General features: G+C 65.0%; 16 protein-coding genes and 2 pseudogenes. 10 read left to right on the top strand and 8 right to left on the bottom strand.

What is annotated here, in order from left to right; translation table 11 throughout:
* Positions 1-24: 24 nt before the first annotated feature.
* Complete coding sequence (locus tag MRBLMD1_RS18370; RefSeq protein ID WP_364402263.1) at positions 25-465, top strand: hypothetical protein; 441 nt, start codon at positions 25-27, stop codon at positions 463-465.
* On the opposite strand, the gene MRBLMD1_RS18365 is transcribed toward MRBLMD1_RS18370, so the two are convergent.
* Positions 451-1,485, bottom strand: coding sequence for a LacI family DNA-binding transcriptional regulator (locus MRBLMD1_RS18365; protein ID WP_364402261.1), 1,035 nt, complete (start codon positions 1,483-1,485; stop codon positions 451-453). The two genes, MRBLMD1_RS18370 and MRBLMD1_RS18365, sit on opposite strands and share 15 nt — an antisense overlap.
* A gap of 237 nt (positions 1,486-1,722) precedes the next feature.
* On the opposite strand from MRBLMD1_RS18365, the gene MRBLMD1_RS18360 reads away from it, so the two are divergent.
* The 6 genes from MRBLMD1_RS18360 (at position 1,723) to MRBLMD1_RS18335 (ending at position 7,955) form a co-directional block, all read left to right on the top strand.
* Positions 1,723-3,075: an NAD(P)H-dependent oxidoreductase gene (locus MRBLMD1_RS18360; protein WP_364402259.1), complete on the top strand. Its 1,353-nt coding sequence runs from the start codon at positions 1,723-1,725 to the stop codon at positions 3,073-3,075.
* Between the two features lie 93 nt (positions 3,076-3,168).
* A complete protein-coding gene (locus MRBLMD1_RS18355) occupies positions 3,169-4,200 on the top strand; it encodes a DctP family TRAP transporter solute-binding subunit (protein WP_364402256.1) in 1,032 nt (343 codons plus the stop codon).
* Between the two features lie 94 nt (positions 4,201-4,294).
* Entirely contained in the window at positions 4,295-6,214 is a 1,920-nt protein-coding gene (locus tag MRBLMD1_RS18350; RefSeq protein ID WP_364402253.1) for a TRAP transporter large permease subunit, read from the top strand.
* 3 nt (positions 6,215-6,217) lie between these two features.
* Positions 6,218-7,141, top strand: coding sequence for an NAD(P)-dependent oxidoreductase (locus tag MRBLMD1_RS18345; protein WP_364402250.1), 924 nt, complete (start codon positions 6,218-6,220; stop codon positions 7,139-7,141).
* Positions 7,138-7,449 (top strand): putative quinol monooxygenase, encoded by a 312-nt coding sequence (locus MRBLMD1_RS18340; protein WP_364402247.1) that lies wholly within the window; start codon positions 7,138-7,140, stop codon positions 7,447-7,449. The genes MRBLMD1_RS18345 and MRBLMD1_RS18340 overlap by 4 nt, the downstream gene beginning before the upstream one ends.
* A complete protein-coding gene (locus MRBLMD1_RS18335) occupies positions 7,449-7,955 on the top strand; it encodes a gluconokinase (RefSeq protein ID WP_364402245.1) in 507 nt (168 codons plus the stop codon). Before MRBLMD1_RS18340 ends, MRBLMD1_RS18335 begins: the two co-directional genes overlap by 1 nt.
* A gap of 80 nt (positions 7,956-8,035) precedes the next feature.
* Here MRBLMD1_RS18335 and MRBLMD1_RS18330 read toward each other — a convergent pair whose 3' ends face one another.
* Positions 8,036-8,980 carry an alpha/beta fold hydrolase gene (locus MRBLMD1_RS18330; protein WP_364402242.1) on the bottom strand — a complete coding sequence of 315 codons (945 nt, stop codon included), beginning with the start codon at positions 8,978-8,980 and terminating at the stop codon, positions 8,036-8,038.
* 170 nt (positions 8,981-9,150) lie between these two features.
* On the opposite strand from MRBLMD1_RS18330, the gene MRBLMD1_RS18325 reads away from it, so the two are divergent.
* The gene (locus MRBLMD1_RS18325) at positions 9,151-10,218 is read left to right on the top strand and encodes an LLM class flavin-dependent oxidoreductase (RefSeq protein ID WP_364402239.1); all 1,068 of its coding nucleotides are present in this window, start codon (positions 9,151-9,153) and stop codon (positions 10,216-10,218) included.
* A gap of 28 nt (positions 10,219-10,246) precedes the next feature.
* Positions 10,247-10,636 (top strand): annotated as a pseudogene (locus tag MRBLMD1_RS18320) (ABC transporter ATP-binding protein); the annotation flags it as partial.
* A gap of 279 nt (positions 10,637-10,915) precedes the next feature.
* On the opposite strand, the gene MRBLMD1_RS18315 reads toward MRBLMD1_RS18320, so the two are convergent.
* The 3 genes and pseudogenes from MRBLMD1_RS18315 to MRBLMD1_RS18305 all read right to left on the bottom strand — a co-directional run.
* The gene (locus MRBLMD1_RS18315) at positions 10,916-11,626 is read right to left on the bottom strand and encodes an HNH endonuclease (protein WP_364402236.1); all 711 of its coding nucleotides are present in this window, start codon (positions 11,624-11,626) and stop codon (positions 10,916-10,918) included.
* The gene (locus tag MRBLMD1_RS18310; RefSeq protein ID WP_364402360.1) at positions 11,619-12,539 is read right to left on the bottom strand and encodes an AAA family ATPase; all 921 of its coding nucleotides are present in this window, start codon (positions 12,537-12,539) and stop codon (positions 11,619-11,621) included. Before MRBLMD1_RS18310 ends, MRBLMD1_RS18315 begins: the two co-directional genes overlap by 8 nt.
* A gap of 240 nt (positions 12,540-12,779) precedes the next feature.
* Positions 12,780-12,974, bottom strand: a pseudogene (locus MRBLMD1_RS18305) (AAA family ATPase); the annotation flags it as partial.
* A 671-nt stretch (positions 12,975-13,645) separates the two neighbouring features.
* Here MRBLMD1_RS18305 and metH point away from each other — a divergent pair.
* The gene (gene metH, locus MRBLMD1_RS18300; RefSeq protein WP_364402233.1) at positions 13,646-17,290 is read left to right on the top strand and encodes a methionine synthase; all 3,645 of its coding nucleotides are present in this window, start codon (positions 13,646-13,648) and stop codon (positions 17,288-17,290) included.
* Here the strand turns inward: metH and MRBLMD1_RS18295 are convergent.
* From MRBLMD1_RS18295 to MRBLMD1_RS18285, 3 genes are all read right to left on the bottom strand, one after another.
* Entirely contained in the window at positions 17,280-20,150 is a 2,871-nt protein-coding gene (locus MRBLMD1_RS18295; RefSeq protein WP_364402230.1) for an ATP-binding cassette domain-containing protein, read from the bottom strand. The genes metH and MRBLMD1_RS18295 overlap by 11 nt on opposite strands.
* On the bottom strand, positions 20,147-20,716 hold the full coding sequence (locus MRBLMD1_RS18290) for a hypothetical protein (RefSeq protein ID WP_364402228.1): 570 nt from the start codon (positions 20,714-20,716) through the stop codon (positions 20,147-20,149). The genes MRBLMD1_RS18295 and MRBLMD1_RS18290 overlap by 4 nt, the downstream gene beginning before the upstream one ends.
* A 149-nt stretch (positions 20,717-20,865) precedes the next feature.
* Positions 20,866-22,440, bottom strand: a complete 1,575-nt coding sequence (locus MRBLMD1_RS18285; protein WP_364402225.1) for an APC family permease — start codon at positions 22,438-22,440, stop codon at positions 20,866-20,868.
* Positions 22,441-22,447 lie beyond the last annotated feature (7 nt).

The following is a 22,447-nucleotide window of genomic DNA, read 5'->3' as shown; positions in this document are numbered from 1 at the left end:
CCGCACATCGTGAAGGGAACAATGATGAAACTGAGCCACATTCCCCTCCGCCTGGCCACCGGAGCCTTCATATTGAACGCCGGCTACAGCAAGCGGAACCTGGACAAGGACAGCGCAGCCCGTATGCAGGGCATGGGAGCCAAGGTGTACCCGCAGGTGGCCCGGATGGAGCCGGAAACGTTTGGAAAGCTGCTCAGCTACGCCGAGATGACCTTGGGCGCGGCACTCCTGGCACCGTTCGTGCCGAGCCGGCTGGCGGGGCTGGGCCTTGGCCTCTTCTCCGGATCGCTTCTGACCATGTACCGCAGGATTCCGGAGATGACCCTTGAGGACGGGATCCGGCCCAGCCAGCAAGGCACAGTATTGGCCAAGGACGTCTGGATGTTCGGGATCGCCCTCGCGCTGATCCTGGACCGGAACCGTACTAAGGGCTCCTCCGTAAGTCGGCCCTCAGTGGGCGCTTGACAGGATGAGGGGTGCGCAGCTGTTTCGGGGCAGATAGTCGGCTTTGACCTCGATGCGGCGGGCTCCGTCCGGGAGCTTCCCGTGCATCCGCCCAAGCACCAGCTCGATGGCATGGACGGCAAGCATGTCGAGCGGCTGGCGGATGACGCTCAGCGGGGGAGTGGTCAGTTCCGTCCAGGGATTGTCGTCAAAGACGATGAGGGAAAGCTCGTCGGGAATTTCGATGCCCGTCTGGACGATTCTGCGGACTGAACTTTGCACCTGCGCCGTGTTGGCAACGATCAGCGCTGTGGGTCGCTGACGCAGCGCAAGCAGGGATCCCACTGCGTCTCCGCCCGCGTCGCCACGGAAGGGCACGTCGCGGATCAGCGTGGGGTCCACGGGCAGGGAAGCGTTCTGATGCGCGGCCTTATAGCCATTCAACCTGGCACTTCCGGTGGAGGTGGTGAGCGGCCCCGTAATCAGGCCGATGCGGGTGTGGCCGAGGCCAATGAGGTGCTCTGTTGAGCGTTGGGCCGAGTCAAAGTTCTCAATGCTGACGACGTCGACGTCCTCGAGTTCCTCGATGGCGCGGTCGATGAAGACCACGTTGACGCCAAGGTCCCGCAGGCGCCTCCATTTTTCGATGTTGCCCCCGGTGGGAGTGGCAATCACGCCGCTCACGGACCGGTCGTACAAGGTGTCCAGGGAGTCTGCCTCCAGGTGCGGATCCTCCTGCGTGGTCATCAACACCACCTGGACGCCATGGCTGCGCGCCTCCCACACGATCCTGTCCGCCAAGCGGGCGAAAAACGGGTTGGACAGATCCGTCACCACCAAACCGATGGTGAGTGCGTGGCCGGCGCTCAGTTCCCGCGCGGCCGCCCGGGGCCGGTACCCGAGTTCCTCAATGATCCGAAGGACTTCCTGCCTTTTCGCAGGTGCGACCGGTCCCGATTCAGGGTTCAGCACCCGCGAGACTACGGAGACGGACACTCCTGCAGCCGCCGCCACGTCGCGAATAGTAGGCGCTTTGCGCACCGCTCCTCCTTGAGGGATAAGACCTTCGTCGTCAATAACCACGCCATCCTTCCTTGCCCTGTCGCTTCATTACGAAGGGCCGGAGGGTGATCGTTGACACAGCTTATCAGTGGCTGGTACAAAAGTGGAACCGGTTCCACTCCGGACAGTTTTCCACCAAAAATGCGACAAAGAAGTTGTGCCATCCGGCCCGCCGGAGGTGCTTTCTATCGCCAAGCACCCCTTAGAGAGATTCCCGTGAACCTTCATAAACTCCTCAGCGAGCGCGAGCAGCAGTCCCGCCCCATCCGCGTTGGACTGATTGGCGCCGGCCGCTACGGAACCATGTACCTGGCCCAGGCGAACAACATCCCCGGTATCCACGTCGTTGCCATCGCAGACATCAACGTCAAGCGGGCCCAGGGCGCCTTCGAACTGGTGGACTGGCCAGCCGGCCAGGTGGCTCCTGACATCGCCACAGCCTTGGAGGACCGATCCACGGCCATCGTCGCCAACGCTGACGAGCTGTTCGACGTCGACATCGATGTCATCGTCGAAGCGACCGGCAACCCGATTGTCGGCATCAAGCACGCCTTGAAGGCAATCGAAACCAAGAAGCACATCATCATGGTCACGGTCGAAGCTGATGCCCTGGCCGGACCCGCGCTCGCCAAGCGGGCTGAGGAAGCAGGCGTTGTCTACTCCATGGCTTACGGGGACCAGCCGGCCCTGATCATGGAACTGGTGGACTGGGCACGCACCAGCGGTTTCGACGTGGTCTGTGCAGGCAAGGGCGCCAAGTACCTGGAGCACTACCACGAGATGAATCCGGACAATGTCTGGGAAAACTGGGAATTCTCCAAGGAACTGACGGACTCCGGCCAGCTCAACCCCTATATGCACACCTCATTCCGCGACGGAACCAAGGCTGCCATCGAAATGGCGGCCGTCGCCAACGGCGCAGGGCTGGCTCCTTCCGATGCCGGCCTCAGCTTCACGCCCGGCAACGTTGAAGAAATCGCGACGATCTGCCGCCCGGCCGCCGTTGGTGGCTCGCTGGCCCACGAAGGAAGCGTCGACGTCATGTCCAGCGTCAACCGCGACGGCAGCTGGATCAGCCACAACACCCAAGAAGGCGTCTTCGTCGTCGTCAAGGCAACCAACAACTACGTCTCCGGCTGCTTCAACGAATACCCGTGGCACCCGGACCCCACCGGCCAGTACGCCGCCCTGTACCGCCCCTACCACTACGTCGGGCTCGAACTGAACATGTCCATTGCCAATGCAGCCCTCCGCGGTATCCCCACCGGGGGCCCGGTCGGCTTCTACGGGGACGTGGTCGCCACCGCCAAGAAAGACCTTAAGGCTGGCGAGTTCCTTGACGGCGAAGGCGGCTTCACGGTCTGGGGCAAGCTTGTCTCCGCCAAGCACTCGGTTGCCACCGGCGCACTGCCCGTCGCCCTGGCCCACCACGTGGAGCTGCGTAACGATGTGCCCAAGGGAGCGATCGTCGGTTGGGACGACGTCATCATTGATGACTCCCTTTCCCAGGCGCTGGAACTCCGCCGCGAAACCGAGGCGCTCATCGCCACCCCCGTCAGCGTCTCCTGAGCCAGGGCCCCTGTCGTCAAGCTGGACCGCTGCCGTCGGCCGCCCGCCGCATCTGCCGCAGCACCGCATCCTTCCAATGAAGAAAGGCATCGAATGAACCTCAAGACCCGCGCCATCACCGGGGTACTGGCAACCAGCCTGGCTGCCGCCCTGCTGTCCGGCTGTGCAGGCGGAACCCAAGCCGGCCAGACCGGCCCGGTGGCCAAGATCCAGCTCTCCATCCCGGATCCGCTGACCTCCTCCGTCGGTGTGACCGCCCAGCACTTTGCCGACCAGGTCAAGAAGACCTCGAATGGTTCGGTCCAGGTCACCGTCGTGCCCAACGGCACGAGCTTCAGCGGAGACCAGAATGCGGCCGTCACCCGGCTTCAAGGCGGGTCGCTCGACGGGCTCATCCTGTCCACTTCCGTCTACGCCTCGGTGGTCCCCGAAATGAACGGCATCAGCATTCCCTACCTCTTCGCGGACACGAAGGAAGAGGCGAAGTTCCTCGCCGGAGACCCGGGAAAGGTCCTCAAGGACAAGCTGGCCGCCAAGGACACTGTGGCCCTCTCCTTCCTGACCCGGACCGGCCGCGAGATCACCAACTCGGTGCGACCGATTGAACAGCCGGCCGACCTGAAAGGGCTGAAGATTCGCGTACCGGGCAACACCCTCTGGACCGACTTCTTCGGAAAGCTGGGCGCGAGCCCCACCACCATGGCCTTCTCGGAAGTCTTCACCGGCCTGCAGACCGGAACCATCGACGGCCAGGAAAACCCGATTGAGGTTCCTTGGACGAACAAGTTCTCCGAGGTGCAGAAGTACGTCTCCATGACCAACCACATCAACGACGCATGGGTGCTGGCCCTGTCATCGAAGAAGTGGGATTCACTGACGGATGATCAGAAGAAGGCGCTCAACGCGGCCTCCGAGGAGACGGCAACCTTCAAGACCGGCTATGACGACGAACAGTCCAAGAAGCAGCTGGATGAACTGACAGCCAAGGGCATGAAGGCCAACGAGCTCAGTGCATCCGGACTCGCCGAGTTCAAGGCCGCCTCCGAAAGCCTTTACCCGGAGTTTTCCAAGCTGATTGGCAAGGAATTCTTCGACCAGGCCATCGCCTTCGCCGGCAAGAAGTAGCCAGGACGGGTGGGAGCCCGCCTAGGCTCCCACCCGTGCCAACACTCCACTCCCCACCGAACTCCCGCTCTCAATGTCGACAGTCTGGAAAACTATGAAACCCACCGTTGCTCCCCAGGACTACGAGGAAGTCCTTCCCCTCGAAGCGGAGGAAATCCTTCACCACGACCACGTGCCAGAGCGCTGGAGCGGCGCAGCATGGCTCGACAAGACGCTCGAATGGATAGTGGGAGCGGCGATTCTCGCGGAGCTCGTGGTGATCCTCCTGAACATCACCGTCCGCGTCATCACCGGGGACTCAGTGCTGTGGACACAGGAAGTGTCCGAGATTGCCCTGCTGACCATTGCCTTTATCGGTGGGGCCATTGCTTACCCGAAGGGCGCGCACATGTCCGTCCAGGCCCTTATCATGCGGCTGCCCGCAACCTGGAAGCCATACCTGGCGGCCCTCGTGGACTGGCTCGTCTTTGTGATGAGCGCCGGTGCGCTGGCGCTGTTCGTTCCGACCCTCGTCCAGCAGCTCGAGGAGAAGACGCCCATCCTTCAGCTGCCGGTGTTCTGGGTCAACATGCCCTTCTCGGTGGGCATGGTCCTCATCGCCTGGTTTGCCTTGGTCAAACTGCGGCGGCAGCCCTGGCGCCCGGCCCTCGTCGGTGCCGGGATCGCGGCCGCCCTGGTCGCCGTCGTCCTGGTCTCGCCGCCCCTGTTCTACTACGCCTCCCCGAACGTCCTGCTCGTCGTGGTCCTCGTAGCGCTGTTCGCCCTGTTGTTCCTGGGACTGCCCATTGCGTTTGTGCTGGCCCTCGCCTCCGGGATCTACCTGTACCTCGGCGGTATTTCCGACGTGAGCGCCATCCCGATCGGCATGGCATCCGGAGCCAAGGGCTTCGTCCTGCTGGCCATCCCGTTCTTCATCCTGGCCGGCACGGTCATGAACTCGGCGGGCCTGACCCTGCCGCTGGCCAAGCTCGTCGACGCACTGATCGGCCATCTCCGCGGCGGCCTGCTGCAGGTGGTGGTGGTCACCATGTACATCTTCTCCGGCATCTCCGGCTCCAAAGTGGCGGACGTGGCAGCGGTTGGCACCACCATGCGCGGCATGCTCGAAGAACGTAAATACCCCAGGGGCGAGGTAGTTGCCGTCCTATCGGCGTCGGCCATCATGGGCGAAACCATCCCGCCCAGCATCGTCCTGCTCATCCTGGGCTCCATCACCACCATCTCAACCACCACGCTGTTCCTTGCAGGCTTCGTGCCGGCAGCTTTCCTTGCCCTGGTGGTCATGGCGCTGGTGTTCCTGAGGGCGCGCAAGCAGGGAGGGGTGCCAAGCGCCAAGGCCACGTGGCGGGCCCGGGGCTCCGCTACCTTCTTCGCCCTGCCGACGCTTTTGCTCCCCGTGGGCATGGTGGTGGGCATCCTCAGCGGGTTCGCTACCCCCACCGAAGTTTCCTCCGTCGCCGTCGCCTACGCCTTCGTGCTCGCGGCAGCCTACCGCCGCGGCAGCAGGCGCCTTCTGGGTGACACCCTGCGTGAAACAACCACGACGGCGGGCATGGTGCTGTTCATCATCGCGGCAGCATCGCCCCTCGCCCAGACCCTCGCCCTGGCCGGAGTCTCGCAGCAGATCCACGACCTGATGTCCGGACTGGGCGATTCACCGATCCTGTTCATGCTCTTCACCGTGCTGCTGCTGGTCATCATGGGCCAGTTGCTCGAAGGCCTGCCCGCAGTGCTGATCTTCGCCCCGCTGCTGCTCCCGATCGCCACCGAGTTCGGCGTCAACCCCGTTCAGTACGCCATGGTCCTCATCATCTCCATGGGCATCGGCTCCTTCGCCCCGCCGGCCGGGGTTGGCTTCTACGTCGCCTGCGCCACCGCCCGGGAAACCGTGGAAAACAGCCTCAAGCATTTCTGGCCGTACCTGCTGGCAGTGTTCGCCGGCCTCCTGGTCCTCGCCGCCGTGCCATGGTTCAGCACCTTCCTGCCCGCCCTCGCCGGCCTGATCCCGTTCTAATCCATGACAGACAGCAAACCCGTGTCTCCCCTTGACCCTGGTGTCTCAGTTTCACTGCTGGGTACCGGCCCCATGGGCGCCCCAATCGCCAGAAACATCATCGGTGCCGGCGTGCCCCTGACCGTCTGGAACCGGACCCTCCACAAAGCCCAAGCCATCCAAGGCGGGACGGTAGCCCCGCGGCCGGCCGATGCAGCGGCAGACGTTGTCCTCACTGTCCTGCCTGACCTGCCCCAGGTCGAAGCACTCCTGGAAGGGGACAACGGCCTGCTCACAGGGTGGGCCCAGGCAGGTGTGCTTGAACCGATCCTGGTCGTCCACGGCACCGTGTCACCCACGGAGGTCGCCGCTTTCGCCGCCCACTGCAAGTCCCATTTCGGTGTAACGGTCATCGATGCCCCGCTCAGCGGCGGGACCATCGGGGCAGAACAGGGCCGCCTGAGCATCATGGCGGGCGGGCCGGCCGGCGTCGTCCAACGGCTTACCCCGCTTTTCGAGCTCTACAGCTCCACCGTCCTGTGGTTCGGGGAGGCTGGGGCAGGGGCAACAGTGAAGGCCTGCAACCAGATCGTGGTGGCGGCAACGGTCACCGCCCTGTCGGAGTCGATGGCGTTGGCGAAGGCGTCGGGTCTGGACCTGGAAAAGGTCCAGGCAATCCTTAAAGGCGGCCTGGCCAATTCCGAAGTCCTCCAACAAAAAGGTGCCCGCTGGATCACAGGGGACTTCCATGGCGGCGGTTCGGCAAAGAACCAGCTCAAAGACCTGCGTTTCATCACGGAGGCCGCGGCGGACGCCGGGCTCTCACTGCCCCTCGCCACCACTCTTAAAACGGAATTCCAAACTATGGTCACCGAGGGCCTCGGGGATCTTGACCACACCGGCATCTACCTCAGCATCACCAGCAATCGAGTAAAGGAACCATCATGACCATCGTCGTCACCGCAGTATTCACACCCAACGACGGCGCCCGGGACCAGGTTGTCGCAGCCCTTGAGCCCGCCATCGCCGAGGTCCACAAAGAACCCGGATGCATCCTGTACGCCATCCATGACGCGCCCAACGGCCAGATTGTGATGATCGAGAAGTGGGAGACGGCAGAGCTGCTCGACGCACACGGCGATGGTGACGCCGTGAAGCGGCTCAACGCTTCACTCGAAGGACTCCTTGCAGAACCCGTGCAGGTCACCCGCCTGGCCCCCATCCACGCCGGAACTGCCCAACAAGGCGCCCTGTAATGCCCCAAGGCATCGTGGTGATGGGCGTCTCCGGTGCAGGGAAATCATCCGTGAGCCAGGCGCTCGCAACCCAGCTCGGGGCCAGCTTCATTGACGGCGACACCCTGCACCCCGAAGCAAACGTCAGGAAGATGGCCTCAGGTGTTCCCCTCACCGATGACGACCGCTGGCCCTGGCTGCACCTCGTCGGGACAAAGCTGTCTACCAGCCCCCACGGCGGAACCATTGTTGCCTGCTCAGCCTTGAAGCGGAGCTACCGGGACGCCATCCGAACGGCCGCGCCGGACACCACATTCATCCTGCTCCAAGCCGACCGGGCAGCCCTGCAGGACCGCCTCACCCAACGCCCCGGACACTTCATGCCGGCCTCGCTGCTCGACTCCCAGCTGGAAACCCTGGAGGAGCTGCAGAACGATGAATCCGGCCTGATGATCGAGTCGGCGGGAGGCATTGACGCAACCGTCGACCGGATCCGGAAACTGCTGGAGCTGTCGGCAGTGCACTGAGTTCGACCTGCTGAAGGTACGACGACGGCGGCGGGCGTGTGCCGGCGTCGTACCTTCAGCGGGAGGTGCTTCGGGGACCGTCAGCTGCGGGCTACCCGCTGTACGAACTCGACCGTTTCGCGCTCCGTCTCGGCCCGGGTAGTGGGTTCGTTGTGCACCTCGTGCCGGACGCCGGGGAAGACGCGGGTGCGGACGTCCGCGTGGCCCGAATCAGCCAGGCGGTTGGCCACGTGGTAGGCGCCTTCGCCGTAGTTGGTCACGGGGTCCTGGTCGCCGGCGAGGATCAGGACGGGGAGTTCGGCGGGGAGTTGTTTGTACCAGTCGTCGGAGGTGACCTGGTCGTAGAGGTCCACGAAGCCTTGCAGGAAGCGGGCGCTGAGCGGTGCGCCGAAGTTGTTGAAGGGGTCCCTGCCGTGGTCGGCAACCACGTCGGCGTCCAGTGCCACCCAGGCCGTGGGTCCGGCGCCTTCGCCGAAGCGGCCCAGGAAACCGTCGAACAGCTGGGCCACCAGTTCCTGGGGTGCGGGTTCCGCGGCGCGCTCGCCGGAAGCAAGCCGCGCCAGTTCGGGCCGGTCAACCAATTTCTCGATGCCGCGCATCTGCGCGGCGATGCCGCAGAGGATCAGGCCGGAGAGCTCGGTCCGCGGGTCCACGGCCATCCCGCGGGCAATCATGGAGCCCCAGCTGTGGCCGAACACCACGTAGGGAAGCTGGGGGAGCGCCTCCCTGGCCTTGGCCTGGAGAGTGACCTCGTCCGCGACCACCACGCTGGCGGCGTCGTCGCCCGCGTCGCCCCAGGTGCCCTGCTGCATCGCGGTGCGCCCGTGGCCGGAGTGGTCGCCCGCCACCACGGTGAAGCCTGCGTCCACCAGGGTGGAGATGAGGTGGAGGTAGCGGCGGGAGTGCTCGCCGAGCCCGTGGATCAGCTGCACGATGGCCGTGGGCTGCCCGATGGGCTCATAGACCCAGGCCTGGATGATGTCCCGGCCGTTGGCGGACGTGAACTCGATTTCCTGCAGTGACATGTGTTCCTCCCGTGCCTGCGCCGTCGCTGGCTCGTGGTGAGCCTAACGTCTTGGTGGACGGCGCCGTCAAGGCTTTGCCATGGTCTGGGACGATCGGGACATGTTGGTTCATGCTCTGTCCTAGCGCCTAGTGTGAACACCAGCCACGTCCCCGGATCCTGGAGGAAGCCATGCCGCAGCCCGACCGTCCTTTACGCAAGCTGGGCTTCCTCACCATTGGGCTTTTCGATCCGCTTGATCCAGCTGCGGGGCATGAGTCGACGCTGCAGATCATTGAACTGGGGGAGCGGCTGGGGTTCGACAGCGCCTGGCTGCGGCACCGGCACCTGCAGTTTGGCATCTCTTCCCCTGTGGCGGTGATGGCTGCCGCGAGCCAGCGCACCTCGCGGATTGAGCTGGGCACAGCGGTGACGCCGCTGGGCTGGGAGAACCCGCTGCGCCTGGCCGAGGACCTGGCCACGGTGGACCTGCTGGCTGGCGGACGCATTAACCCTGGCGTGAGCGTGGGGGAGCCGATGCAGTACGACACCGTGAAGCACGAGTTGTATCCCGATACCGCGGACATGGAGGACTTCAGCTACGCCCGGGTGGAGCGGTTCGCGCGCCTGGTGGCGGGGGAGCCGGTCCGGGAGTTCTCCGGCAAGCAGGGCGTGGTGGAGGAGTTCTCCAACCGGGTGGAGCCGCACTCGCCGGGGCTGCGGGACCGCCTCTGGTACGGGGCTGGCAGCAGGAAGTCGGCTGTTTGGGCCGGTGCGAACGGCTTCAACCTGCTCTCCAGCAGCGTGATCTTTCCGGACAAGGACCAGGAGCCGGACTTTGCCCTGGTCCAGCAGTCGCAGATCCGGGCGTTTCGCGAGGCGGCAGCTTTGGCGGGGCATGCTGGCGCGCGGGTGTCGCAGGGCCTGGTGGTGATTCCCACTGACTCGGCGACTCCTGCCCAACGGGAGAAGTACCAGCGGTATGTGGACGAACGCACTCCGCGCACAGCTGCTCCGCAGGGACCGAGGGGCATGATGTTCGCGGCTGATCTCATTGGTACCAGTGAGGAGATCGCCGAGCAGTTGTACGCGCATGCCGGCTTCCAGGAGGTGGATGAGGTGGCGTTCGCTCTGCCCTTCAGCTTCGACCACGAGGACTATGTGCAGATCCTGACCGACATCGCGGGGAGGCTGGGTCCGGCGTTGGGGTGGGCGCCAGAGGAGGGGTTTGGCGCTGCCGAAAAAGCGCAGCTGAGCTAAATAAGTCGAGCCGTTAGTATCTCCGCTTGGGCTGATCATGCCGCCCATGACGTTCATCGGGAACCTGGTGGCACGTGGGGATCGCCGGGGGCAGCCTGCAGGTGGCGTCCGGGGCGACAAAGCGGGGCGACGTGCAGGCGTTCACCCAGTACTCGCGGCAGTTCACGCAGCCGCTGGCGCAGCTGGGATCCATGGCCAACCTGCTGGAGTCCGGGGTTGCCTCTGCCGAGCGCGGGTTCCAGCTGCTGGTACGGAGGAGCAGTCGGCGGATCCTTCTGCTTTGGATAGGGCGTCCGACGGCGGCCGTGCGGTCCGTGGGCGGCTAGCCTTTGAGGGGTTGTCCTTTGCGTATTCGCCGGACAAGCCGCCGATTTCCGGTCTTTCCCGGGCGGTGGAGCTTGGGCAGCCGGTGGCAATTAGGTGCTGGTGCAAACGGCTATGGCGCACTGCGGTCCGACCGGACGCCATTTCTAATTGCCCACCGCCTTTTCACGATCCGCGATGCGACGGAGGCCGGGCAGGTCGTCGAACAGGGAATGCGCGCATCACTGCTCCCCCGCGGTCGGGGCTTTGCGCGGCTGTAAGAGGGCAAGTTAGCAGCCGATGTTTGAGGGGGACATATGTGCGGTCTCTCCCTGGCTGAAGAGGCCGAAATCCACCGTCAGGGTTGCAACAACTTAAGCAACGGGTGTACGGGCTATTGGCAATTCATTTCAGATACATAGCAAAGGGCGGTGGTTAACTCATCATCCATGATCGGAGTTCCCATATGTGCATACTGGATCATTGTCACAAGAACACTCCCATGCGGCAATTTATAGGCTGCATTTAGCAATTCTGCTTCACTCTTCCGGCCTTTTTGGTGCGCCATCCAAACTTCTTTAGCTAACGCGGCAAACCCGGACCATGCCACTCTCCTGGCGCTTACAAGCTGTGGCCGGTTCAGCCCGAACAACTCGACTGATGCTATCCCTTGGACTGTGCGACAAACATATTCACCAGAGGGAAGCAGAGCCAAGTGTTCCAGCGGGTCATCCAAAGATGGATTGATTGCCAAGGGCTCCTGCGCTTCATCGAGAGGCAAATCCTCGCGTTTTTCATTTGAGTTGCAATGGCTGCAGGCTAAAAGGTAGTTTTCCCAAGAAAAGGCATGATGTGGATATTTGCTTTTCGGCCAAAAGTGCTCGATATCAGTGCCGAGGCTGTCTTCGCAGTACATGCATCGTTCAATACCGCTGCACATCTTTCGAAGTGCATCTTTGACCACGCTAAACTCTTTTGAACTCTTTGTGTCCCATCGGCTGGCCGCCGTAGCCTTTGGGTCGTCTGACGAAGTGACCACCTGTGTGAGTTTGGCTAGATACTTAAGAGAACCTGCAGCCAAGTCGGTTCGATCGATCTTAAGCAAGTCCGGACTCCATGGAAAGGCGCAGTGCGGCTAGCGTGTTGAGAGCCTCCGATTTCGCGGATGGACTTATTGTGTCCCTGAGTTGCCGCATCTCTTCTATGTCTTTTTCGGTAGCTTCATTTAATACTATTCGCCTTTCGAATTCGACAAGCTGGGCATTTAATGCCATCGTTTCCGAGCTGCGCGCACTGTCCAAACCAAATAAGTCGCTTTCGACGGCGACGTCAGATCCGCCATGAACGATGGCTTTGTAAAGTTCATCTTCCACAAAACGAGGACGTCGGTCCGCTTCTCCGGGAGCTGGTAGTCGAATCAGGCCATTTGGGCTGGCGGCCTGACATATAAAGGGGCTGTGTGAAGAGACGATAAACTGAATCTTTGGAAAGTGAGATTTTAGCCAAGGGCCCAGCGCTTGTTGCCAAGACACATGAAGATGCACATCAACCTCGTCGATCAGCACAATGCCTTCGTAATCGCACTGAACTGAGCCATCATCGTTTACCGTGACGCTAAACTCACGGTTTGCCGCATGCAGCCTCCGGCAAATGTCCAGAACCAACGCTGCAATAGTCCGATAGCCGTCGCTCAAATCCTCGAGCAGAAACTTTTTGCCGGCCCGCTCGACCCAGAGCCCCTGGGAGTCGTAGCGTGCAACATGATGCTCGTCAGGCAGAAGGCCGTCCCCGATCATGGCCATGAGGCCGTCCATGAGTTCCTTGGAGGACGAATCACCTTCGAGAACTTTTGGATAGAGATCCTGGAGCCACCACATGGCTTCGGCCAACGACGCTGACTCGTCAAACAACGTGACGAGCGACGCAACGCGCTGAGGACCCAGCATTAACCGTTGGGCATCGCTTGCTGCGCCCGAGAGACGGCGAAATGGCCCATATCCTGCCACAAACCATCCCACCGGGTTCTCATACCAAGGGCCTCGGCGAGGCGTTAGTACAGGAGCATTGTGAGGCATCTTCTCTTTGAGGGTTGGCTCTGGCCCAAATTCTGCGTTTTCCCAGCCCAACCCGGCCCAAGCTTGTTTTTTGGGGAGTCGCCCTCCCGAGGCGAAGTTATCATTAGGGCCGGTCGAAAAAGCCGCCTGCACGCTGGCCTCGTTAAAGCCCTCCGAGATCCATCCCCTGAAGCTGGGGGACAGGGATTTTGCGGTGCTAGGGCCAGCCAGTGCCAGTGCGATAGCTCGGAGGAGGGTGGTCTTTCCGCTCCCATTTCTTCCAGCAATCACAGTCCAACCTGCATAACTACCGTCAGGCCGTGCAAAGTCTAGGCGAGCCGCGTCTGTGCCCGTTCCGTATCCTCTTATATTCGAAAAAACCAACTGCTGAAGGTACACGTTATTAATCCTTCGGGCTGCTAATGGGCAGTGAAAAGCAACCCTGGCCCATCCAGCCAGCAGTTGTTATAGCCATAATAAGCGTTTGGTGGGGAAACATTCGCACCCGCCAATTCTCGGTGTGAGAGCGGGTTTGGATGAGCTGCGATCTGAAGGAGCTGGTACCTCAATTCGGCACCCCAAGACCTTGCTTTGGTTTCCGCGGCATCGCTGATTGCAGGCCGCTGAGGCGTCGTTCTTGCAATTCTGTCGTCGACACTCAGTGTGCCGGCGGCAAGTCGTTCGATTTCCTCTGGCGGTTTCGAAGAGCCGTAACCTCGTATGCGCCTGTCTTCGCTGTCAATGTGACAATGGCATCGATCCCCGGAAGGAAGATGCTTGGCGCTAGCGGCCCAATGGAGGCGAGATATAGTCCCGATGGTCTACTAGTAGTCGCGGCAACGCTGACTATGCTTCGTAACGATGCTGACAAACTGAGCTAAATTCTCTCTGAGTTGTCGGAGGCGATGGGGTGTCGGACTGTGGGACGAAGATACGGCCTGCGGTGCCCGCAGCAGCTGAGAAGTATCAAAGGATGGTGCTGCCGGGCGGGTCGGTACCCGAACGCGCCGGCCCCCGTAGCATCCGGACACACAGCGCAACGCAGGCGGCCCCGCCCGTAACCTGTTTAAATGCCTCGTTTCGCACTGGACATCGAGTCCGTCCCCCGCCCCGCCCGTTCCCAGGAACTCCTGGACGCCGTGAACCACCGGGTGGTCATCGCCGACGGCGCTATGGGCACCATGCTGCAGGGCCGGGACCTGCAGCTGGACGCGGACTTCCAGAACCTGGAGGGCTGCAACGAGATCCTCAACGACACCCGCCCGGACGTCATCGCCGACATCCACGACGCGTACTTCGCCACCGGCATCGACGCCGTGGAAACCAACACCTTCGGCGCCAACTGGTCCAACCTCTCCGACTACGGCATCGACGACCGGATCGAGGAACTCGCCCTCAAGGGTGCCAAAATCGCCCGGGAACGCGCCGAAGCGGCAGAGGAAACGGACGGCCGCATGCGCTGGGTCCTCGGCTCCATGGGCCCCGGCACCAAGCTTCCCAGCCTGGGCCACACCAGCTACGACTGGCTCAAGCAGACCTTCGCCCTGCAGGCTGAGGGCCTGATCGATGGCGGCGCGGACGCGTTCCTCATCGAAACCAGCCAGGACCTCCTGCAGACCAAGGCCGCCGTCAACGGCTGCAAGCAGGCCATCGTCGCCAAGGGCGTCCGCCTCCCCATCTTCGTGGAGGTGACGGTCGAGACCACCGGCACCATGCTCATGGGCTCCGAAATCGGCGCCGCGCTCACCGCCCTTGAACCGCTCGGCGTCGACGCCATCGGCCTGAACTGCGCCACCGGCCCGGACGAGATGAGCGAGCACCTCCGCCACCTCTCCAAGCAGTCCTCCGTCGCCATCGCCTGCATGCCCAACGCCGGCCTGCCCGTCCTCGGCGCCAACGGCGCGCACTACCCGCTCTCACCCGCCGAACTCGCCACGGCGCACGAACAGTTCGTGCGCGAATTCGGCCTGGGCCTGGTGGGCGGCTGCTGCGGTACGACGCCGGAACACATGGCCGCCGTCGTCGAACGTCTGGCGCCCTTCCGCGCCAAAGCCGTGGCCACCGAGGACAAAACAGCGCCGGGACGCATCCCCGAAGAGCGTGAAGCCGGCGTCGCCTCCCTCTACCAGCACGTGAACTTCGACCAGGAGTCCGCCTACCTGGCCATCGGTGAACGCACCAACGCCAACGGTTCCAAGGCCTTCCGCCAGGCCATGCTCGAAGAACGCTGGGACGACTGCGTGGACATCGCCCGCGAACAGATCCGCGTCGGCGCCCACCTGCTGGACGTCTGCGTGGACTACGTGGGCCGCGACGGCGTGGCAGACGTGAAGGAGATCGTCTCCCGGTTCGCGTCCGCCTCCACCCTCCCGCTCGTCATCGACTCCACCGAACCTCCCGTCCTCAAGGCCGGCCTGGAACTCATCGGCGGCCGCCCCGTGGTCAACTCGGTCAACTACGAGGACGGCGACGGCCCCAATAGCCGCTTCGCCCGCATCATGCCGCTGGTCAAGGAACACGGCACCGCCGTCATCGCCCTGACCATCAACGAGGAAGGCCAGGCCCGCACTACCGAGGGCAAGGTGGCCATCGCCTCCCGCCTGGTCGACTCCCTGGTGGGCGAATGGGGCATGCGCGTCGAGGACATCATCGTCGACTGCCTCACCTTCCCCGTCGCCACCGGCCAGGAGGAAACCCGCCGCGACGGCATCGAAACCATCGAAGCCATCCGCCAGATCACCACGAAGTACCCGGGCATCAACACCACCCTCGGCGTCTCCAACGTCTCCTTCGGCCTCAACCCGGCCGCGCGCATCGTCCTGAACTCCGTGTTCCTGCACGAAGCCGTCCAGGCCGGCCTGACCAGCGGCATCATCGACGCCGCCAAGATCGTCCCGCTCGCTTCCCTCCCGGAGGAACAGCGCAAGGTGGCCCTGGACCTGGTCTGGGACCGCCGCGAATACGACGCCGACGGCAACACCACCTACGACCCCCTGGCCCGCATGCTCGACATGTTCGCCGGCGTCGACACCGCAGCGCTGAAGGACCAGCGCGCCGCCGAACTCGCCGCCCTCCCCACGGGCGGCCGCCTGGAACGGCGCATCATCGACGGCGAAGGCAAGGGCCTCGAAGCGGACCTGGACCTGGCCCGCAGCGAAGGGATGACCCCGCTGGGCATCATCAACGACCACCTGCTTGAGGGCATGAAGGTGGTGGGTGAACGCTTCGGCGCCGGCGAAATGCAGCTGCCGTTCGTGCTCCAGTCCGCCGAGGTCATGAAGAACGCCGTGGCCCTGCTGGAGCCGCACATGGAGAAGTCTGACTCCTCCGGCAAGGGCACCATGGTGATCGCCACCGTGCGCGGCGACGTGCACGACATCGGCAAGAACCTGGTGGACATCATCCTCACCAACAACGGCTACAAGGTCATCAACATCGGCATCAAGCAGGGCATCGCCGAGATCATCGCCGCCGCGGAGGAACACAACGCCGACGTGATCGGCATGTCCGGGCTGCTGGTGAAGTCCACCGTGGTGATGAAGGAAAACCTCGCCGAGATGCAGTCCCGCGGCCTGGCCAAGAAGTGGCCGGTCATTCTGGGCGGCGCCGCCCTCACCCGCGCCTACGTGGAGCAGGACCTCGCCGAGCAGTTCGACGGCGTGGTCCGCTACGCCAAGGACGCCTTCGAGGGCCTGTCCCTCATGGAACCGCTGGTGCGCGTGGCCCGCGGCGAATCACCGGACGACGTCGGCCTGCCGCCCTTGAAGAAGCGGATCCACAAGGGCGGGGCGAAGTTCACTATCACCGAGCCGGAGGCCATGCCGGGCCGGTCCGACGTCGCCAGCGACAACCCCGTGCCCGTGCCCCCGTTCTGGGGCACCCGGATTGTCCGCGGCGTCTCGCTGCACGACTACTCCGCGTTCCTCGACGAGCGCGCCACCTTCATGGGCCAGTGGGGCCTCAAGCCCGGCCGCGGCGAGGACGGCGCCTCCTACGAGGAACTCGTGGAACGCGAAGGCCGCCCGCGCCTGCGCTACTGGCTGGACCGCATCCTCGGCGAAGGCATGCTGGACGCCTCCGTGGCGTACGGCTACTTCCCCGTGGTCTCCGAGGGCGAACAGGTGGTGGTGCTGCACCACGGCGAGGATCCCGACGGCGTCCTGGGCCAGGCGGGTCTGCTCGCCCCGGACGGTGGTTCAGGCGGCCCGATCGGCACCGACCGGCTGCGGTTCGATTTCCCGCGCCAGCGCCGCGACCGGCACCTGTGCCTGGCAGACTTCGTGAAGTCCCGCGAGTCCGGCCAGATCGACGTGCTGCCCGTGCAGCTGGTCACCGCCGGCTCCAGGATCGAAGAGTTCACTTCCAAGATGTTCGCGGCCAACCAGTACCGCGACTACTACGAGCTCAACGGCCTGGTCATGCAGCTCACCGAGGCGCTGGCCGAGTTCTGGCACGCCCGGATCCGCAAGGAGCTCGGCTTCGCGTCCGAGGAGCCGAAGGATACCGCAGGGTACTTCAAGCTGGACTACCGCGGCGCCCGGTTCTCGCTGGGCTACCCCGCCTGCCCGGACATGGAGGACCGCCGCAAGGTCACCGAGCTGCTGAAGCCCGAGCGCATGGGCGTGATTTTGAGCGACGAGCTCATGCTGCACCCGGAACAGTCCACCGACGCGTTCGTCTTCCACCACCCGGAAGCCAAGTACTTCAAGGTGTGAGCTGGCGCCGTTTCCTGGAGTGGGCGGCTGCGGCGTGAGCGGATCCGCCGTCCCCGGCGGGCCCCTGTGAGCCCTGTCCGTCGGGGCCCCGAACACCGCCCGTCACCGGCTTCACCCGCCGCAGCGAGGCCAGCACTGCCCGGCCCACCACGGCGATGCCGACCACCGTGGTGACGGCGCGCAGGGTGTCCCAGCCAGCCGTCGACGTCAACAGCGAATACAGCAGGAAGCTGCTGAGGTTGGTGCCCAGCGGCGCGCCCGGAACGTAGGAAATCCCAGTGCCGCCGCCCACCGCGAAGGGCCAGAACCACAGGTTCAGCAGCAGCCCGAACACGTACGACGACACCACGCCGTAAGCCGCCAGCATCCACAGTTCGGCCCTTCCCCGCACCCGGCGGGGAAGCAGCCCAGCCCCGGCGCCCACCCACGCGCAGGCGAAGACCTGGAATGGCGTCCACGGCCCGATCCCGCCCCACAGTGCGCTGGAGACGGCAATCGTGGCGGCCCCGAGCAGCAGCCCGAACCGGGCGCCGAACGCCCGGCCCGCCAGGATCAGCAGGATAAACACCGCTTCCACGCCGCCGACGCCGGTGCTCGCCACCCGCACGGCGGAACCGACGGCAGTGAGCACCCCGAGCAGCGCCACCGTGTGGGCGGAGCGGACGGACCCGTCCAGCGAAAGCACGACGGCGACCGCGGCCACGGGTGCGATGGCCAGGGCAATGTAGGGGGTTGCCGCGGCAGCGTCCTGCGGGAGGGCCGCGGCCAGCAGCGGCCAGCAGAACGCCGCGAGGGCAGCCAGGTTGGCCAGAGCCAGGACAGCAAGCTCGGCGCTCCGCGGCATCCGGACCCGGTGGGGTTTATGGGTGGCGGGTACGTATGCCTGTTCAGCGGGTGACGTCCCCGCCTGCGCTCCGGCAAGAGTAGGACGGGGTGCCGGGACGTACGGGTCCGGAGCAGCGACAGGTTCCAGGGATGGTGCCACGCCATCGCGCATCGGGAGGATCCGGGCGCCCAGGCTCTGGGCGAAGTCGAGGTCGTGCGTGGCGATCAGGACCGCCGCGCCGTCCTCTGCCGCGGTGCGCAGGGCTGCCGCAACCGCTGCGCGTGCGGCCGGATCGAGTCCGCGGGTGGGCTCATCAATCAGCAGCACGTCGGGGTCATCCACGGTCTGCAGGGCGATGGCCAGGATCCTGCGCTCGCCGGCGGAGAGGTCCCGCGGATGCCCGTTCCCGATGGGAATATGGACGCCTCCCCGCAGCCGGGTAAGGCGGGCCGTCGCGGTCCCGGCAGCAACCGCCGTGCCGTTCTTCCGGCGCGCCAGCCGCCGCTCCGCCGACCGCAGCTCGCCCGTGACCGTGTCCCTGGTGAAGAGGTCGTCCGACGCGTCCGGCACCAGGGCGACCCGGCCCCCGTCGGACGTTGTCCCCGTGCCCTCACCCAGGGCCAGCGCCACCAGGAGGGACGACTTCCCGGCCCCGTTGGGCCCCACCAGCGCCACGATCTCGCCGCGGTGCAGGGCGAGCGAGGCGTCGCGGACCGTCGTCGCGCCTTTCCGGTGTACCTCGAGGTGGGTCGCCGTCAACACGGGGGCGCGGCCGTGATCCGGACCGGCCGCCGGCAAGACAACGGCCGGAGCCGAGGGGGAGGGTGCGGTGCCGGGGACAAGTACGCCGCCCTCGATGGTCCACCAGGAGTCAGCCACTGGAACCAGCGCCGCCGCCCGGTGTTCGGCCACGATGACGCATACACCGTGTTCGCGGGCCAGGGCGTCGAGGACGGCGATGACGCGGCTGCGTGCCGTGGCGTCGAGGTCGGCCAGGGGCTCGTCCACCAGCAATAGCCGGGGCTGGTCCACGACGGCGGCGGCAATGGCCACCAGCGTTGCCTCACCTGCCGAGAGGGTGCTGACGTCCCGGTCCAGCAGCGCGGACACTCCGACCCGATCCGCCACCTCCAGCACCCGGGCCTTTGCGGCGGCGGAGGGCACGCCACGAAGTTCGAGGGCCAGGGCAATGTCGTCCCGTACGCGTGTGGTGGCAAACGCGGCGCGCGGATTCTGCAGGACGACGCCCATCAACCCCGCAGTATCACGCGGGGGAGCGCTGGCGCGGTCCGTCCCGGCTATCTGCACCGTGCCGGACAGCGCGCCACCGTCCACGTGCGAAAGGAGGCCCGCGAGGCCCCGCAGGATGGTGGACTTGCCGGAGCCGGTGGGCCCGGTGATCACCGCGACGGACCCGGCCGGCGGTGCAAACGAATCAACCCTGATGCCCGTGTCAGCGATGCGGAACTGCGCGTCGCGCACCAGGAGCGGCGCGCCGTCGTCGTGATGTCCTTGGCGGGATGCCCGGCTGCCGAAGCCGCGCAGCTCCAGGGCCGCGGCGATGCGGCCGGCGTGCTCCAGGGTGCGCTCGAGGACGGGCACCAGGGCCCGGGGGCCGAAGCGTTCGCCGCGGAGCCGGAAGGCCAGGCGGACGGAGGCCACGGCGGCGGCCAGCGCGGGGAGCGCGGCCCAGGCCACCACCAGCATCCGGGCCACGCCCTGCATGGGGCCACCGCGGGCCAGGCGGACGAAGCCACGGGACACATCCACCCAGGCATTGAGCAGGCCGAAGCCGAGGATCGTTGCGGCGATCGGCATCGCGGACAGCGCCGCCGCCCACAGCCCCGGGGCCGTGATCGGGCCCAGGAACACCACGTGGGCGTACGGGGCGGGGAGCCTCAGCGGCGGAAGGTCCAGCAGGACCGGGGTACCCGTGGCCGCCCCGTTGAAAAGGGCCCGGTAGGCGACCCGCGCCGCGATGAACACAGCAGCGAGAACCGCCGCTGCGCGCAACGGCGCGGGCCGGAAGGTCATGACGCGGGTGCTGCCGGTTCGTTGTCCACCGTGTAGAGCAGTTCAAGGCTCTCGCCGGGGTTGAGCTTCAGGCTGTCCAGGCCTTCCTGCGCGTAAGCCCACGCGCCGGCGGCGGGCTTCACCCAGAGCGCCCAATACGAGACCGTGTTTTTGTCATCGCACGCTTCACGGGTGGTGCCACCCTTGTGCTTGATGTCGAAGTCCGCGGCGGGCACTCCGTTGACGCGGCACGCGAAGCTCGTGGGGTACTTGGCGGTGCCCTCGGTCTTGATCTTGGCCTGTTCGAGGACCTTGGCGGCCACGGTGGGGCCATCCACAGACACGCAGGCGGAGGTGTCGGCGGCGGACTGCTTCAGGGCGCCCGAATCGACGATGACCTTCACGCCCGCGCAGGGGCCGGCAGAGGTTGAAGCGGCGCTGGCATTCGACGAAGCCGCTGCAGATGAGGCAGGGGCCGGGGAGCTTGGCTGGGTGGAGGCCGGCGTGGAACAGGCGGCGAGGGTAAGCAGGAGGCCGGCGGCGGCGAGGGAGCCCGCGGACGCGGTGCGGAGTTTAGTCAATGTCACCAGTCAAGGGTAGGGCGTTGGCGCTCCGGAGCGGATGGGCGTTCCGTTGTGTGACGCGGCCCTCGCCGCCCGCCGTCCCCGCCAACGCAAAAGGGCCGACACCGGCACTCAAGTGAGTGCCGACGTCGGCCCCTTCTGCTGTGGTGTTGCTAGCCCTCGGTTGCCATCGCCGCGTTGGCCGGCACCGCGTCCTCCGCGGGATCGAACCTGGGGTCGTTCGATGACGGGTGGGCGGCGACTGCCGCGGCGTGCTCGGCCAGCACCCCGGTCTGATGGCGGATCTTCAGGCGGTAGAGCAGTGCCCCGCCAATCACCACGGCGGCCACGAAGAAGACGCCGCCCCACTGCAGGTACCACTCGAACGGCGGCACCGAGTTGTAGATTTCCGGGCGGGGCCAGACCAGGTTCACCGTCATCGCGGCGCCCCACAGGACGGCGAGGATGTTCACCGGAAGGCCCCACCTGCCCATGGTGAACCCGGGCTCGGATCCGTCTGCGACGAGCGGCCACTTCTTCTGCAACCGCTTGCGGAGCAGGGGGACCGTGACCAGGAGGTAGGACAGGTAGATCAGCACGATGCTGATGCTGGACAGGATGGTGAAGATGGCCGGCTGCATCACGTTGACCAGCAGCGGGATGACGGCGATGACGCCGATGACGATGGCCGCGACCGTGGGCGTCCTGCGGACCGGATCCACCTTGCTGAGCTGCCGGCTGAAGGGCAGGTTGTTGTCGCGGGCCATGGCGAACATCATCCGGATGGCGGCGGCGTGGACGGCCAGGGTGCAGACCACCACAGCCACCACGATGCAGGCCAGGAAGGCCTTGCCGAACGGGCCGCCCAGGACGGAAAGGACGATGTGCTGCAGGCCGCCGTCGGGGGAGCCGATCTGCGGGTCACTGAGGTCCGGTGCGGCCAGGATGCCGAACAGCAGGATTCCCCCGCCCAGCAGGAAGGACGCCGTGACGGCGCGCAGGATGGCCTTGGGAGCGGTCTTCTTGGGGTCCTTGGTTTCCTCGCCCAGCGAGCTGGCGGTGTCGAAGCCGTACATGACGTACCCGGAGGCCATGGCACCGATCAGGAAGACGCCGAAGAAGCCCAGGTCCTTGCCTTCCCCGAAACCGGCCGTATCAAAGAAGACCTCCGGGCCGCGGACCACATGCCAGGCCAGTGCCAGGATCAGCAGGACGGCGGCGATGAGCTCCACGAAAACGCCGACGCTGTTGATCCGAGTCATCAGCTTCACGCCGAACGCGTTGATGAGCGTGGAGATGGTGATCATGATGGTGGCCAGCACCACGCCGTTCATGGCGAAGTCGTAAGGGCCGGTACCGTCACCAACGAACTGGAAGCCGGACCACAGCTGGGGGAGGGTGATCTGCAGGGCCAGTGCCACCGAGCCCAGCGCCATGATGGAGGACAGCAGCAGCAGCCAGCCGGCCAGCCAGGACGAGGTCCCGGAGGACAGCCGCTTGGCCCAGTTGTAGACCGAGCCCGCAACGGGGTAGCGGCCGGCCAGCTCGGCGAAACAGAGGGCCACCATCAGCTGGCCAACGAACACAATGGGCCACGACCAGGCGTACGCCGGGCCGGCCATGGAAAAGCCGAAGTAGAACAGTTGGAAGACACCGGTGAGGATGGAGATGTAGCTGACACCGGCGGCGAAGCTGGCGAACTTGCCGATGCTCCGGTCGAGGGTCTGGGTGTAGCCAAATTCATCCATGCCACTT

This window comes from Pseudarthrobacter sp. LMD1-1-1.1 (genome assembly GCF_040676255.1).
Lineage (GTDB): Bacteria > Actinomycetota > Actinomycetes > Actinomycetales > Micrococcaceae > Arthrobacter.
The sequence above is the reverse complement of the archived record's forward strand: the minus strand, read 5'-3'. Positions and strand labels throughout refer to the sequence as shown.